15 protein-coding genes (1 of these 15 only partly in view) are annotated in these 13,756 nt (G+C 60.8%); 3 read left to right on the top strand and 12 right to left on the bottom strand.

Features of this window, described 5'->3' with window-relative positions:
• Nucleotides 1-368: the 3' portion of a YgzB family protein gene (locus HGI30_RS06340; RefSeq protein WP_168906871.1), read on the top strand. The gene continues 28 nt to the left of window position 1, outside the view; the window shows 368 of its 396 coding nt (coding positions 29-396); its start codon lies off the left edge, out of view; it ends in the stop codon at nucleotides 366-368.
• A 343-nt stretch (nucleotides 369-711) separates the two neighbouring features.
• On the opposite strand, the gene HGI30_RS06335 is transcribed toward HGI30_RS06340, so the two are convergent.
• The 9 genes from HGI30_RS06335 to HGI30_RS06295 all read right to left on the bottom strand — a co-directional run bounded on the left by HGI30_RS06335 (nucleotide 712) and on the right by HGI30_RS06295 (nucleotide 10,702).
• Complete coding sequence (locus tag HGI30_RS06335; RefSeq protein WP_235680342.1) at nucleotides 712-2,325, bottom strand: glycosyl hydrolase family 18 protein; 1,614 nt, start codon at nucleotides 2,323-2,325, stop codon at nucleotides 712-714.
• 246 nt (nucleotides 2,326-2,571) lie between these two features.
• Nucleotides 2,572-3,009 (bottom strand): peroxide-responsive transcriptional repressor PerR, encoded by a 438-nt coding sequence (gene perR / locus HGI30_RS06330; protein WP_168906869.1) that lies wholly within the window; start codon nucleotides 3,007-3,009, stop codon nucleotides 2,572-2,574.
• A 103-nt stretch (nucleotides 3,010-3,112) separates the two neighbouring features.
• On the bottom strand, nucleotides 3,113-5,119 hold the full coding sequence (locus HGI30_RS06325; RefSeq protein ID WP_168906868.1) for a DUF4097 family beta strand repeat-containing protein: 2,007 nt from the start codon (nucleotides 5,117-5,119) through the stop codon (nucleotides 3,113-3,115).
• Nucleotides 5,116-5,841, bottom strand: coding sequence for an MgtC/SapB family protein (locus HGI30_RS06320; RefSeq protein WP_168906867.1), 726 nt, complete (start codon nucleotides 5,839-5,841; stop codon nucleotides 5,116-5,118). Before HGI30_RS06320 ends, HGI30_RS06325 begins: the two co-directional genes overlap by 4 nt.
• Nucleotides 5,842-6,058: 217 nt before the next feature.
• Nucleotides 6,059-7,501: an Asp-tRNA(Asn)/Glu-tRNA(Gln) amidotransferase subunit GatB gene (gene gatB / locus HGI30_RS06315; RefSeq protein ID WP_168906866.1), complete on the bottom strand. Its 1,443-nt coding sequence runs from the start codon at nucleotides 7,499-7,501 to the stop codon at nucleotides 6,059-6,061.
• 41 nt (nucleotides 7,502-7,542) lie between these two features.
• On the bottom strand, nucleotides 7,543-8,991 hold the full coding sequence (gatA, locus tag HGI30_RS06310) for an Asp-tRNA(Asn)/Glu-tRNA(Gln) amidotransferase subunit GatA (protein ID WP_168906865.1): 1,449 nt from the start codon (nucleotides 8,989-8,991) through the stop codon (nucleotides 7,543-7,545).
• 28 nt (nucleotides 8,992-9,019) lie between these two features.
• Nucleotides 9,020-9,307 (bottom strand): Asp-tRNA(Asn)/Glu-tRNA(Gln) amidotransferase subunit GatC, encoded by a 288-nt coding sequence (gatC, locus tag HGI30_RS06305; RefSeq protein WP_168906864.1) that lies wholly within the window; start codon nucleotides 9,305-9,307, stop codon nucleotides 9,020-9,022.
• 237 nt (nucleotides 9,308-9,544) lie between these two features.
• A complete protein-coding gene (locus tag HGI30_RS06300; RefSeq protein WP_168906863.1) occupies nucleotides 9,545-10,252 on the bottom strand; it encodes a metal-dependent hydrolase in 708 nt (235 codons plus the stop codon).
• Between the two features lie 66 nt (nucleotides 10,253-10,318).
• On the bottom strand, nucleotides 10,319-10,702 hold the full coding sequence (locus tag HGI30_RS06295; protein WP_168906862.1) for an ATPase: 384 nt from the start codon (nucleotides 10,700-10,702) through the stop codon (nucleotides 10,319-10,321).
• A 379-nt stretch (nucleotides 10,703-11,081) separates the two neighbouring features.
• Between HGI30_RS06295 and HGI30_RS06290 the strand changes: the two genes are divergently transcribed.
• Both HGI30_RS06290 and HGI30_RS06285 read left to right on the top strand, forming a co-directional pair.
• Nucleotides 11,082-11,630 (top strand): TetR/AcrR family transcriptional regulator, encoded by a 549-nt coding sequence (locus tag HGI30_RS06290; RefSeq protein ID WP_168906861.1) that lies wholly within the window; start codon nucleotides 11,082-11,084, stop codon nucleotides 11,628-11,630.
• Nucleotides 11,631-11,729: 99 nt separating this feature from the next.
• The gene (locus HGI30_RS06285; protein ID WP_168906860.1) at nucleotides 11,730-12,551 is read left to right on the top strand and encodes an SDR family oxidoreductase; all 822 of its coding nucleotides are present in this window, start codon (nucleotides 11,730-11,732) and stop codon (nucleotides 12,549-12,551) included.
• A 102-nt stretch (nucleotides 12,552-12,653) separates the two neighbouring features.
• On the opposite strand, the gene HGI30_RS06280 is transcribed toward HGI30_RS06285, so the two are convergent.
• The 3 genes from HGI30_RS06280 to HGI30_RS06270 are packed head-to-tail and all read right to left on the bottom strand — an operon-like array spanning nucleotide 12,654 to nucleotide 13,741.
• Complete coding sequence (locus tag HGI30_RS06280) at nucleotides 12,654-13,142, bottom strand: hypothetical protein (protein ID WP_168906859.1); 489 nt, start codon at nucleotides 13,140-13,142, stop codon at nucleotides 12,654-12,656.
• Nucleotides 13,143-13,172: 30 nt separating this feature from the next.
• Nucleotides 13,173-13,598 carry a hypothetical protein gene (locus tag HGI30_RS06275; protein ID WP_168906858.1) on the bottom strand — a complete coding sequence of 142 codons (426 nt, stop codon included), beginning with the start codon at nucleotides 13,596-13,598 and terminating at the stop codon, nucleotides 13,173-13,175.
• Entirely contained in the window at nucleotides 13,595-13,741 is a 147-nt protein-coding gene (locus HGI30_RS06270; protein ID WP_168906857.1) for a hypothetical protein, read from the bottom strand. The genes HGI30_RS06275 and HGI30_RS06270 overlap by 4 nt, the downstream gene beginning before the upstream one ends.
• Nucleotides 13,742-13,756: the final 15 nt, after the last annotated feature.

Here is a 13,756-nt window from a genome sequence, read left to right as displayed (position 1 = left end):
AGTTCCGCTTATGGGGGCTCGTCCTCATCCTTGTCGGCATGGGCGTCATGATCTTAGGTACGGCCGGCATCGTATTCTGGGGCCAGACCGGCAAAGTATTCGCTGCCGTATTCATGGTTATCGGCATGATTGCGCTGGTGGTGAGCGTCGGCATCTACTTCTGGGCAGGCATGCTCTCGACGAGCGCGGTCATGCTGATCTGTCCGGAATGCGGCCGCCAGACCAAAATCCTTGGACGCACCGATCGCTGCATGTACTGCAAGACGATCTTGACGCTGGATGCGGAGCGCGCCACGGAAGGCTACGAGCCGTCCGATCCGCTCTCCATGCCGGAGGACAAGCCAGCTCCCCCGACCAATCACGCTTGAGTTAAAGATGACCCGCAAGCCTCTCATGAAGTGCGCCTCTTGGAATGGGCACATCGGACCCCCTGGGTCAATCGATGACTCGTTCCAGGAGGTGCATTTTTTATGGAGCGGAAAAAGACAGGACTTTCCACTACGATCTGCTCGAACTGGAAACGGGAGCGAGTCGGCTCCATGAAGGTCGGGATGAGGACGTATCGGCTGTACCAAACGTGATGCGAGCGTCCATTCATTGGAAAAGCGAAACAAGCTGAAACCGGTCGTCGACCGGCTTCAGCTTGTTTTCTTGCACGATATCAGGAGAGTTGCCCGCTCGCGGGCTTGGCGGTTATTTTACTTTCCGAACTCAGGAGGGGTCGGACAGGCTCTCGTGAATGACGCCCCATATGCGGTCCGTCTGGAAGGAACGCGCCCATGTCGCCACGCCGGCAAGGCCGTACTTGTGCACGAGCGCCACCCTGGCTTCGATCGATCGCGCATCCTCGATCCAGATCCGGCTCAGGACGCCTTCCTTTTCGACATACTCGATGTAGTTCTGTCCGGCCGCCTCGTCGAAAACCGGCGTCAGCTTGCGGTTGCGAACGATCTCCTCGATGCGCTCCATGCCGACTGCCTTGGACGATACGTCGATGCTTCCATCTTCTCCCTTGGACTCGCTCCAAATTCGAGTATACAGCGGCATGCTCAGGACGAGCTTCGCCGGATCGACCCCGTCTTCCTCCAGCAGTCGCTGGATCGAGTTCTCCACCCACGGGAGCGAGGCGACCGAGCCGGCCTTGGGACTGCTCGCCCAATGCTCATCGTACGCCATCAGCATCATGTAATCGACGCTGCCGATCAGCGCCTCCCGGTCGAGGAAGAGCGACCACATCTCGCTATTGGACTTGGGAGTGACGTCGATCGAGACGATCAGCCCTGCTTCATGAAGCATCGGCGACAGCTCGCGCACGAACTGCACGAAGTTCTGCTTGTCGGATGTCCGGACGTTCTCGAAGTCGATATTGATTCCTTGCAGCTTATACATCTCCGCGTATGCAAGCAGCTGACGAATCATCGTGAACCGGGTTTCGACGCTCGAGAGCACCTTGGTCGTCAGATCCGGATCGAAGGCGTTGCTGAACAAAGCCCACACCTGCATTCCTCGCTGGCGCGCCCATGCCGCATAGGACGCATCCGCCTTGCTGCGGATCTGGCCGCTGCCGTCGCTGACCTCGAACCAAGTCGGACTGACGACGTTGACGCCTTCCATCGCGGGGTACCCGGACGGATCGGGAGGCTTGTTGTAGACCGCTTCCCAGGTCAGGTTGACCTTTTGGCCGGCTTTCCACGGCAGGGCAGGCTCGGCCTCCGCCAGCGGCGCAATGACGCGGTCTTCGGAAAAACGGAGCTCCTTTTGGCGGACATAGCCCGAGTGGCCCTCGGGACCCTGCACCTTGTACCAATCCTCCTGCTCGTCCCACACGATCAAGGTCTGACCCGGCCCGGCCAGCTCGACATAAGGACTGTGGATGGACGGCTCCGACCGTACCGCGATTTCTTCGTCCTCGGCGGGCACGGCCATCCGCATCCGATCCCCTGCTCTTTCCAGCGTCATGACGCCGCTCGAAGGGGATGTCTGCGCCTGGATGCCGTACAAGGTCTTGAGCGGCGAAAGAGGCATGTAAATGCGTCCATCGCGCTCCACAGGGGCAACGGCAAGCTGGAACGGCTTGTCTCCGAGCTTGGCCTGCAGCTGGTCTTTTTTCATGAAGAGCACCTTCGTGTCACTCGTGAGAATGATCGACTGCGTCTTCTCCTCATACCAGACCGGAAGATCGCTGCCGAGCACCGCCTTGATGGCCTCGAGCGGAAGCAGCGTCTGCCCCTGCTCGATCAGCGCGCCTTCCTTCAGATCCATTCCGCCGTAGAACAGAGGATGGGCATGCGCGTATTCCGGCTTCATATATTCACGGCTCGGCATCAGCTTATGGTAAGCTCCCCAAGCACCAGCTACAACTCCAATCGCCAAGCAAAAGCCAAGCAGCCGTCGGAAGCCGCTCTTGCGGCGCCTGCCTCCTTGGGCCTGTCCCCTCTTCATGCGTCACGCTCCTTTGCTGTCTTGTCCTAGACGATTGTTGCCGCCGGAAAGTTGTCTCTCTACTCTATGAGTCTATCGGAAAAAAAATGCAAAAAAAAGCCCCGCGAAGCGAGGCTTCTCCAGGCTCGGTTATGAATGCGGCACGGCAGTCCGGCAGGACGTGCACACGCCGTAAATCTCCATGCGATGCCCCTCGACGCGGAATCCGGTCTCCCGCGAAGCGGCCCGTTCGACCTCCATCAGCGGCGGGTAGTCGAAATCGACAATCTCGCCGCATTGTTTGCAAATAGCATGATAATGATCCGTCAAGTTCGCGTCGAAACGGCTTGAGTCGTCTCCGTAGGTCAGCTCCCGCACGAGACCCGCCTCCACGAACAGCCGGAGGTTGTTGTAGATCGTCGCGACGCTCATGCTCGGGAAATCGGGTGACAAAGCTTTATAGATCTCATCCGCAGTCGGATGAGTCATCGAGTTCATCAGAAACCCAAGTATCGCGTGACGCTGCGGGGTCATGCGGACGCCGCTGGATTTAAGCTGCTCTAAAGCTTGTTCTACGCTGGCTCCCATTCCCGATCACGCCTTCCTTATAGTCTTAATTACTTTGTAGTAGTTCCATTGTACGCGTGAAATTCACGTTTTGTCAATGAAACCGGCGCCCGCGCAGCTGGAATCATTCGGGCATGGACGGGTAGGCAAAGATGGAGATGTCGCTGTTCGCATCCACGCGGATCCGATGAATGCCAAGCCCGATCGTGCCTTCGACACGCTTTTTCGTCACCTGCAGCGGGAGCTCGGTGCGGATCTCGCCGAACGTGACCGCGCCGTCCATGACATAGGAGGAGGTCGTCGGAAGGGACAGCATGACCTCGCCGATCGAGCTGTCGATGTCCCAGCCCCCGCCTACGGTCGAGCTGCGGATGCGGATTTCGCCGTTCAGCGTATCCGCCTGCAGGCTGCCCGCTACTTCCTCGACTCGGATGAATCCGTTTTTCGTTTCGAGGATCGCCGAATCCCCTTCGATCTCGCTGATTTCGAGGTTGCCGTTGCTCGTATAGGCGTTGATCGAGCCGTCGATGCGGGAAGCCTGGATGCTCCCGTCGCGAGCGGACAGGGCGGCATCGCCGGCGATTCGTTCCGCCGTGATGTTGCCGCTAGTCGTGTCGGCTTCCACCTTGCCTCGAAGGTCCCGCAGCTCGATGGCGCCATTGCCATTTTTGACCGTCAGCCCGCCTTCGGCCGTCAGCCCCGACATGGATACGTTGCCGTTGCCCGCATGGAGCAGCAGCTTGACCGCCTCCGGCCCCGGAGTCGGAGAGGCGGACGGACTCGGCGAAGGCGAGGCTTCGGGCTCTGCGGAGGGAGAAGGAAGCATGCTCGGTCCCGCTGTCGCGACGCTGGAGACGGCGCTTGCGGACGAGCCGGCGCTGCTCCTGTCCGCCGATTGGGCCGCGACGTTCGTCGGGACGCTGGAGGGCGACGGAGAAAATAGGCCTGACGGCATGGACGGAAGAGGAAGCATCGGGAGCGGAGCGGTTTCATCCGACCGGAACGAAGCTTCCAGATCGGCCGGCATCGTCACGATCAGATTGTAGCGGGGCAAGCGGGATCCATTGGCTCCGTAGGGCATGCCTTGGGCCGCAATCTCCAGCTTTCCCTCCGAGCTGACTTTGAGCTTGGACTTCTCGCGGACATGATCCGCTTCCTTGGAATCTTCCGTATCGACCCACAGCTCGGCCTGAACGGTCACTTGGCGGCTGCTCGGGTCCGAAGCGGCACGAACCGTCACGTCTCCGTTCGGATTGTCGATGATGACGCTTGCCACCTGCCCCTCAAGCGCAAGGAAGATCGGTTCCTGCTCGAAGTGGAAGCCTTTTTCCTCCGACAGGTTCTCCAGGCTCGTCCGACCCGCGTACTGGTCCAGCCAGCGGAACGGCAAGCCCCCGTACTGCGTGACGGCATAGGCCGATCCGATGAGCAGCACGGCGGCGGCAGCCGCTCCCGCCCCGATCGTCAGGCGTCGACCGGGACGGCGTCTTTCGAGAAGCTGGAACAGGAGCATCTCGGCTCCGGCAAGGACGAACAGCACCGGCCACCACTCCGAGAGCAGGCCGATATCGTTGCGCTCCCGGATCTGATCCCACAGAAGAATGGCTCCGCATGCCGCAAGCAGCAGGATGGCGCTGAGGCGTCCGAAACGGAACTGCTCCGGACTCCGCCTCAGCGACAGCCATGCCGCCAGAGCGAGCAGCACCGCTCCGGATGCCATGTCTCCGATCCAGTCGAGCCGAGGCTGGACGGCCTCGGTCGGACGGATCAGGAACAGCAGCAGCAAGCCTCCGCCTACCAGCACGAGGCTGTGCCGGATCGAAAACGGTCCCGCGCCGCCTCCTCTGCTGCCGGCGGCAAGCTTGCTCCGGGAATGAATTTCCAGGGCATCAAAAACGCTATAGAAATACAATGCCGGCAGGGCGTAGCCCAAATAGAGCAGGAGCAGCGCCCGGCTGCCGCTGGTCGAGTCGGAAAAGCGGATGAGCGCCGCCAGATCAAGCAGCACGACGAGCAGCAGCAGCAGGCCGCGGCCATACCAGCCTAAATACAGATGGCCTCCTCCCGGGAGAAGAGCGGCGTATAGACCGGTCAGCCAGCGGTTTTTGCGGTTCCGCGATTCTGCGCTCATTCGGCACTCACGGCATGGACGCCCTCCAGACCCTTGATTTTTTCCAGCAATGGAATCAGCTTATCTTGTTGCGGGAAGGTAATATGCAAAAGCAGCATGACCCGCGGCCGCTCCAGCTCCCGGTCTCCGTACTCTTGAAGCGACAGCTTGCGCATGACGATGCCCTGTTCCGCGAGCAAGGCGCTCACGGCCTGGAGCAGCGCTTCCTTTTCATCGGCGAGCACCTTGAGATGATGCTCGCGCTTGCCCCCGCTGAACTTTTTTTCCAGCTTGTTGAACAGCACCAGCACGAGCAGCACCAGCACGGTCGCCGCGATCGCCGGCAGCAGAAAGCCGGCGCCGACCGACAGGCCGATGGCGGAGACGACCCAGAGCGAAGCGGCCGTCGTCAGGCCGGTAATCGACTTGCCGGTGAACAGAATCGTCCCGGCCCCTAGGAAGCCGATGCCGGTGATGACCTGCGCGGCGAGGCGGGCGGGATCAAGCCGCACGTTCGTCTCGTTGACGAACTGGGCGAAGCCGTAGATGGACAGCAGCATGAGCAGGCAGGAGCCGAGACAGACGAGGATGTTGGTGCGGAATCCGGCGGCGTGGTTGGACTGCTCCCGTTCGAATCCGACGAGTCCGCCGAGCAGAACCGCGAGGAACAGCCTCAGCAGCAGCTCCCATTCGTTGATGTGCCAAGGACTGTCCGCAGCGATCGAGTTTAGCGCGTTGTTCATGCCATTCCTCCCATGGATGCCGATTGTCCGTGCGCCGCGGTCGTTGCCGCCGACGCTTCTCATTGTATGCGCCGGATTCGTTTCCTTTCCGGCATGGGCATGTTGTATTTTACCCTGGAGAGAGCGGCTTGCCGCGTCTTTTTTTGGAAAAGAACAAAGCCGCCCTCCCGATACGAGAGGACGGCTGCAGGCGATGCCCGGACGTGGCCCGGCGCAATCAGGCGTTGAGGACGTCGACGAGCAGCTTGTTGACGAGGCCGGGATTGGCCTTGCCGCGCGATTCCTTCATGACTTGGCCGACGAGGAAGCCGATCGCCTTTTCCTTGCCGGCGCGATAATCCTCGACCGACTGCGGGTTGGCGGCGACGATCTTCTCGACGATCGCCTTGATCGCGCCTTCGTCGCTGATCTGCACGAGTCCTTGCTCCTCGACGATCTGCTGTGGAAGCTTGCCGCTTTCCAGCATCTCCTTGAAAACGGTCTTGGCGATTTTGCCGCTGATCGTGCCCTTCTCCAGCAAGCCGATCATCTCGCCGAGACCTTGGCCGGTGATGCGGACGGCGTCGATCTCCTTGCCGGTCTGATTCAGATAGCCGAGCAGATCGCCCATGATCCAGTTCGAGACGGCTTTGGCGTCCTTGGTGTAGGACAGGCTGTCCTCGAAGAAGTCGGCCAGCTTCTTGGACGCGGTGATGACGCCGGCGTCATACGCAGGCAAGCCGTACTCCGCCGTATAGCGGGCTTGACGGGCATCCGGCAGCTCCGGGATGGAGGCGCGCACGCGCTCTTTCCACTCGCTGTCGATATGCAGGCGCACGAGGTCCGGATCCGGGAAGTAGCGGTAATCATGCGATTCTTCCTTGCCGCGCATCGAGAACGTCTTGCTCTGGGCGTCGTCCCAGCGGCGCGTTTCCTGCACGACCGTGCCGCCGCCGTCCAACACGTCGGCTTGACGGACCTGCTCGTATTCGAGGCCGCGCTGCACGCCGCGGAACGAGTTCATGTTCTTGAGCTCGGCGCGGATGCCGAACTTCTCCTGGCCCCACGGGCGCAGGCTGATGTTGGCGTCGCAGCGCAGGCTGCCTTCCTCCATCTTGACGTCGGACACGTCGCAGTACTGCATGATGGCGCGGAGCTTCTCGAGGTAAGCCTTGGCTTCCTCCGGCGAGCGCAAATCCGGCTCGGACACGATCTCCACGAGCGGCGTGCCGACGCGGTTGAAGTCGACGAGCGAGGCATAGCCGCCCTCGACATGCGTCAGCTTGCCGGCATCCTCCTCCAGATGGAGGCGGGTGATGCCGATGCGCTTGGTCTTGCCGTCTACCTCGATGTCGATCCAGCCGTTCTCGCCGATCGGCTGGTCGAACTGCGAGATTTGGTAAGCCTTCGGCGAGTCCGGATAGAAATAGTTCTTGCGGTCGAACTTGCTGACGTCGGCAATCGTGCAATTCAGCGCCATCGCGGCCTTCATCGCGTAGTCGACCGCCTGGCGGTTGAGCACCGGCAGCACGCCGGGATGCCCTAGGCAAACGGGGCAGGTATGGGTGTTCGGCGGCGCGCCGAAGGATGTCGAGCAGCCGCAGAAAATCTTGCTGGCGGTATGAAGCTCGACATGCACTTCAAGCCCGATGACCGTCTCGTACGAATGGTAGTGAGTCATGGCTTAGCTCCTCCTGCTTGCTTGATGCTTGATGCGGCGCTCTACAGCTGCGGACGCGCCTTGTGATGATCCGTATGCTGCTCATAGGCGTGGGCGGCGCGCAGCACGGTCGCTTCGTCGAACGGCTTGCCGATGAGCTGCAGGCCGATCGGCAGGCCGTCCGCGAAGCCGCACGGCACGCTGATCGCCGGCACTCCGGCGAGGCTGACCGGGATCGTCACGATGTCGTTGAGGTACATCGCCAGCGGGTCTCCGATCTGCTCGCCGATGCGGAACGCCGGCGTAGGAGCGGTCGGACCGAGCAGCAGGTCGAATTTTTCGAACGCCTTGTCGAAATCCTGCTTGATGAGCGTGCGCACCTTTTGCGCCTTGAGGTAATAGGCGTCATAATAGCCGGAGCTCAGCGCGTACGTGCCGAGCATGATGCGGCGCTTGACCTCCTGGCCGAAGCCTTGGCTGCGCGACTTGCGGTACAGGTCGAGAAGGTTGTCCGGATCGTCCGCGCGCACGCCGTAGCGCACGCCGTCGAAGCGGGCCAGGTTGGAGGAAGCCTCCGACGAGGCGAGCAGATAATAGGAAGCGACCGCATATTCGGTATGGGGAAGAGACACTTCCTCCCAGGTCGCGCCGAGGTCCTCGAGCACGCGCAGCGCGGCCAGCACCGCTTCCTTGACTTTTGGATCGATGCCCTCGCCCATGTACTCCTTCGGCACGCCGATGCGCATGCCCTTGACGTCCCCGCTGAGCGAGCTGACGTAATCGGGGATGGCGACGTCGGCCGACGTGGAGTCCATCCGGTCATGGCCGGCGATCGACTGCAGCACGTAAGCGGCGTCTTCGACGTTTTTGGTGATCGGTCCGATCGCATCGAGCGAGGAAGCGAACGCCACCAGGCCGAAGCGGGAGACAAGGCCGTAGGTCGGCTTGAGGCCGACGACGCCGCAATAGGAGGCAGGCTGCCGGATCGAACCGCCGGTGTCGGAGCCAAGCGAGAAGTACACTTGGCCTGCCGCGACCGAAGCGGCAGAGCCGCCGCTCGAACCGCCGGGCACGTAGTCCGTATTCCATGGGTTGCGCACGGGACGGAAGCTGGAGTTCTCGTTGGAGCCGCCCATCGCGAACTCGTCCATGTTGAGCTTGCCGATCGTCACCGCTCCGGCATCCCGGAGCTTGCCGGAGACGGTGGCGTCGTAGATCGGATCATAATTGGAAAGAAACTGGCTCGCGCATGTCGTGCGCAGCCCTTTGGTGACGATGTTGTCCTTGATGCCCGCAGGCAGCGCATGCAGCAGACCCTTGTCCGCGCCGGCTTGATCGAGCTCGGCCGCACGGGCGCGCGCCGCCTCCTCGTTCAGCGTCAGGAACGCTCCGATCCGCTCGTCGGTCTCGGCGATCCGCGCATAGGCCGCCTCGGTGAGCTCGGCGGCCGACAGCTTGCCGGCAGCGAGCTCGTTATGTAGATCCTGTAGTCTCTGATCGAATAAAGCCAACCGATGTTCCTCCCTTCGCCGCTAGCGGCTATTCCAATACGGCAGGCACCTTGAATTGCCCGTCCTCGTCGTCCGGCGCGTTGCGCAGCGCGGTCTCGTTGGAGACGGACTCGCGCACCTCGTCCTCCCGCATTACATTCGTGACCGGCAGCACGTGGCTCGTCGGCTCAATGCCGTCCGTATCCAGCTCGTCCAGCTTTTCGGCGTATTTTAAGATGGCGCTGAGCTGTCCGGCGAACTGCTCCTTCTCCGCCTCGCTCAGCTCCAGCCGAGCCAGATTCGCGACATGCTCGACCGCCTTGGCGTCGATGCTCATCGTTCTATTCCCCCTTGCCGTGCAAGATGACTGATGCCTGATTCCATTCCCCGTATTATACCTTGAGTTCGGCCACATTCTCAATGCGCAGCGCTAAACGAATGCGGCAAAGCGCATGAAAAAACCGCCGGACCAAGAAGGTCCGGCGGCCGATGCCGCTCGTCAAGTCCGCCGCTCTCCGGAAGACAGCTCGTCCGGTCGACGGGACGCGCTTGCCCGCTGTCGAGGATCCGATCTTCACGCCAAGCCAGAAAGATCGACCGTTCCTCCAGGCCGAACGACTTGACCCTTGAGACCGAGACCGCCGAGCTCCGAGACGAACGCATCCGCATCCTGGCGGATCGGCGGGAAGGTGTCGTAGTGGATCGGCACGACGAGCTTGGCTCCGTACCACTCCGCGGCTTGAAGCGCGTCCTCCGGCCCCATCGTATAGTGGCCTCCGATCGGTATGAACGCGACATCCGGCTGATAGCGGCGGCCGATCAGCGCCATGTCGGAGAACAGGCAGGTGTCTCCCGCATGCAGGAAGGTGAGGCCCCCGGCCTCGACGACGAATCCGGCCGGCATGCCGCCGTAGACGATGCGCTGCTCGTGCTCGAGCACGATGCCCGAACTATGGAACGCTTGCACCATCGTCGCCTTGGCGAAGCCGCCCAGATCGACCGTGCCGCCCATGTTCATCCCCAGCGTCTCGGCTCCCTGCCAGGACATGTAGGCGGCGAGCTCCGGAATCGCGACGATCGGCGCGCCCGTGCGCTTGGAAATGGCGGCAGCGTCCTGAATATGGTCCTGATGGGCGTGGGTGAGCAGGATGAAGTCCGCCTCTACCTCATCCGCGCTCGTCCGGGCAAGCGGATTGCCGCTCAGGAAAGGATCGATCAGCAGGGACTTGCCGTCATCGAGCGTGATGCCGATACAGGATTGTCCATGAAAAACAACGTTCATGCTTGGCTGCACTTCCTTTCGGGTTAGGTTCTACACTCCTCTATCCCCCGGCGTCTGGAACGGCAATTAGATCCATGCCTTGAGATTGACCTGACGGATGAAATCCTCCCGGCTCTGAACGTCCTTGGCCGAAATCTCTTCCTCCTCCGGCTCCGCTTCCTCGCCGCGGACGATGCGGTTGAACAGCTCCTCGTTGCGGGTGGCCAGAGCGTAATCGATCAGCGCCTCGCGCTCCACGCGGTCCGCTTCCAGCTTCAAGAGCACCTTTTCAAGCTCCACGTCTTGCCCCGGAACGAGAAAGTTCCGGTTCTCTGCCGGAACCCGAACGACGTAATCGAATACATTGTCTGCATTTCGGTCGTACGCAATGATATATCCATACTCCCCGACAGGAAGCTTTTGTTCATATTGATCGGAAACGATCACGACTTTCTCGCCGAGCTTGAACATCGGTCCATCGCCCTCCCCTTGCACCACTCATTCCGCTCTAGTAAAAGTTTACTAGAAGGGAGAGGGGATGGCAAATCGGGTTTGAGCAAGGTCGCCATTGATGGAATGCTCTAGGATGGTCCACGAAAAAAGGGTACACTAGACGGCAGCGTTTAGAAAAGGATGAAAGCTGGCGCGCTTGATCGGCGCCGCAGCCATGCGGGGCGACAGGAACGAAGCCATGCGGGACGGCAGGAGCGAAGCCATGCGGGACGACAGGAACGAAGCCATGCGGGACGGCGGGAGCGAAGCCATGCGGGACGGCGGGAGCGAAGCCATGGCGGACTGGCCCTGCGATCGGCTGTCCAACTCGAGATGAAAGGAGCGACATGCTATTGCTATGAACGTGCCGAACCCAGTCAACGCCCGCGAGCTCATCATTGCAGCCCTGATGGAATGGATCGGAAGCCGCCCTTTCGAAGCCGTATCCGTCAGTCAGATCGTAAAAAAGGCGGGCATCAGCCGGTCTACCTTCTATCTTTATTACCGCGACAAGTTCGATCTCATGGACAGCGTGACCGCACAAATCACCGACCGATTCCTTTCTTTTTATCGAAATGAAATTCGACCGCCATGGCATCAGGATGCGCCTTTTCTCGTGCAGGAAACGACGCTTGCGCTCTGCACCCATATCCAGACCAACCGAACGTTCTATGCCGATCGCTTCAAAGACCCTCATTTCGTCCATCAGCTGACGCGCCGTTTGACGGAACGGCTCTTCGCCATCTATCGTCATCAAGGCTACGCCACCTTCGCCGGATACGGAACGATCGGATATCTTTCGCAGTGGGTGCTGAGCGGGTTCCGTCTGACACCTTTTGAAGCCTCGACCGAATTGACGAAAATCGGGCTGACCAACTGGGCTGAGATGACCTCGCCCACGGACTAAAATGTGAACATCTCCTGGACAGAACCGGTCGGATTGTCTCGTACGGCCCGTGCTGATGCAGGATACAATAAGCTCAAGACAATCGAGGAGGAATGAAAAATGGCGAACGAAGTGTATGTCATTACCGGCGGTTCCGGCGGAATGGGCAAAGCGACCGCCGAATTGGTCGGCCGAAAAGGAACCGTCCTGCTGGCCGACGTATCGGAGCAGAGGCTGATGCTGGCCAAGGAGGAGCTTGCCGCCAAAGGAATCTCCGACGTGCACTGGCAGACCGTGGACATCACCTCAAAGAGCGACGTGACGGCCTTGGCGCAAAAAGCAGCCGAGCTCGGCACGCTTAGAGGTCTGGTTCACACCGCCGGACTCTCTCCCACCATGGCGGACTCCAGGCGGATTACGGAAGTCAATCTCGTCGGCACCGGCCTCGTCTTGGAAGCGTTTTTGCCGCTAGCGGGTCCGGGCGCCGTCGCCGTTCTCATCTCGTCGATGAGCGGGCATATGGCGCCGCGCCAAGGTCCTTACACCGAAATTTTAAAAAACCCACTGGCGGATCATGCGGTCGAGACGATGGAGCAATTCGCGCAGGGCGATCCGGGAACGGCGTACAGCTTGTCGAAGCTGGGCGTCCTGCTGATCGTGGAAGACCAAGCTTGGGCTTGGGGTGAAAAAGGAGCTCGTATCGCCTCCATCTCTCCGGGCACGATCGACACGCCGATGGGCCGTCAAGAAGCGGAGCAGCAAGCTCAAATGAAGGTCATGCTGGACCACACGCCGCTGCGCCGCGAAGGAAAGCCGTCTGAAATCGCCGCCGCGGTCGAATTTCTGCTCAGCGATGCGGCCTCGTACATCACCGGCACGGACTTGCGCGTGGATGGCGGGACAGTCGCCAACTTGCCGCGCATGCAAGGTGTGCAAGGGTGAGTGCAAAGGAGCGGCTTTATTAAATGAAGCCGCAGCGCCGCGATGAATGATTATCTTTCAACAAGAACAGCCCATCGCCCGAATCGGCGACGGGCTGTTGCTTCATCCGGGCAAGACCAGCTGAGCGGCTCCCTTCACATGCCAGACAATCGGCTCCATGACGGAAAACAGCCGAGGATGCTCGATGCGGGCAATGAGGACGACGCCGGGGCGGTCCAGAGTCACTTCATAGCCGAAGCGGCTGTCGCGATAGATATAAGGAAAGGACTGCTCCTGACCGATGACTTTCCAAGCTTCGATTATAACCGCCGCCTTCAGCCTGGAGCCCTGCACCGGTCTTCCTTGCTCGTCCAAGCGCAGATTTTCTTGCAAATATTCTCGTGCGGCTGCTTCGGCCCGCTCTTCGTCGACGTCGAAACGGCCCTCCGCCAGCTCCTCCTCGTCTAGCTGCTGGGCAGCGGCATGAGCCGCGCGGTTGACGGCATGCTTGGCTTCGAACAGCATCCGCACGGCTCGCTCTTGATCTGCCTGAGCGGCATGCGCGCCCAGCCAGAGCATGCTCATGAGCAGGATCAGCAGCAGCTTGTACATCGACGTTCCTTCCTTTCCGCCTAGGGAGCGCTATGGCACGAATTCGCTCATCTTGAGCCCGCTCGCCCTCATCCGCTCTCCCGCCGAAGGGACGGGAATGCCGATCAGGCGGTCGATCTCGAACAGGCGCTCATAGGGATAGCTCGCCTCGAGCCGAAGCCCCGTCCCCCGCAGCAGCGGCTCGCTTGGCTGATTCGCCGGCTGACCGCTGGTCGAGCTGACCTGAAACTCCACTGCATCGGGCCGCAAGCCGACGGCGGCAAGCCGCTCGCGTGCCTGCCCGAGCATCTCCGCGTCGATGTAGCCGCGGCTTCCGCTCGCTCCGATTTCCAGCAGATAATCCACCTCTTTTTGAAGCATCGCTTCTCGCATGACGAGCACATGCTTATATACAGGAGAGAACATCATCCAGCAGAACATCGCCGCAAACAGCACGAACACCAGAATTTGCTTCAAGGGTCCGTGCTCCGGATGCTTTGGGACATGGCGCTGCCGAAGTTCTGCATGCCTGCCTTGGTCCCCTGCGGTCCCTGGGCGACAGCGACATAAAGCAGCAGGACCGCAGCCAGCAGCAGGATCGATGCGAGTATTTCTTTCACGACTCCACCTTCCTT

The organism is Paenibacillus albicereus (assembly GCF_012676905.1).
In the GTDB taxonomy this organism is placed as follows: Bacteria; Bacillota; Bacilli; order Paenibacillales; family Paenibacillaceae; genus Paenibacillus_O; species Paenibacillus_O albicereus.
This window is presented reverse-complemented; position numbering and strand designations above follow the sequence as displayed.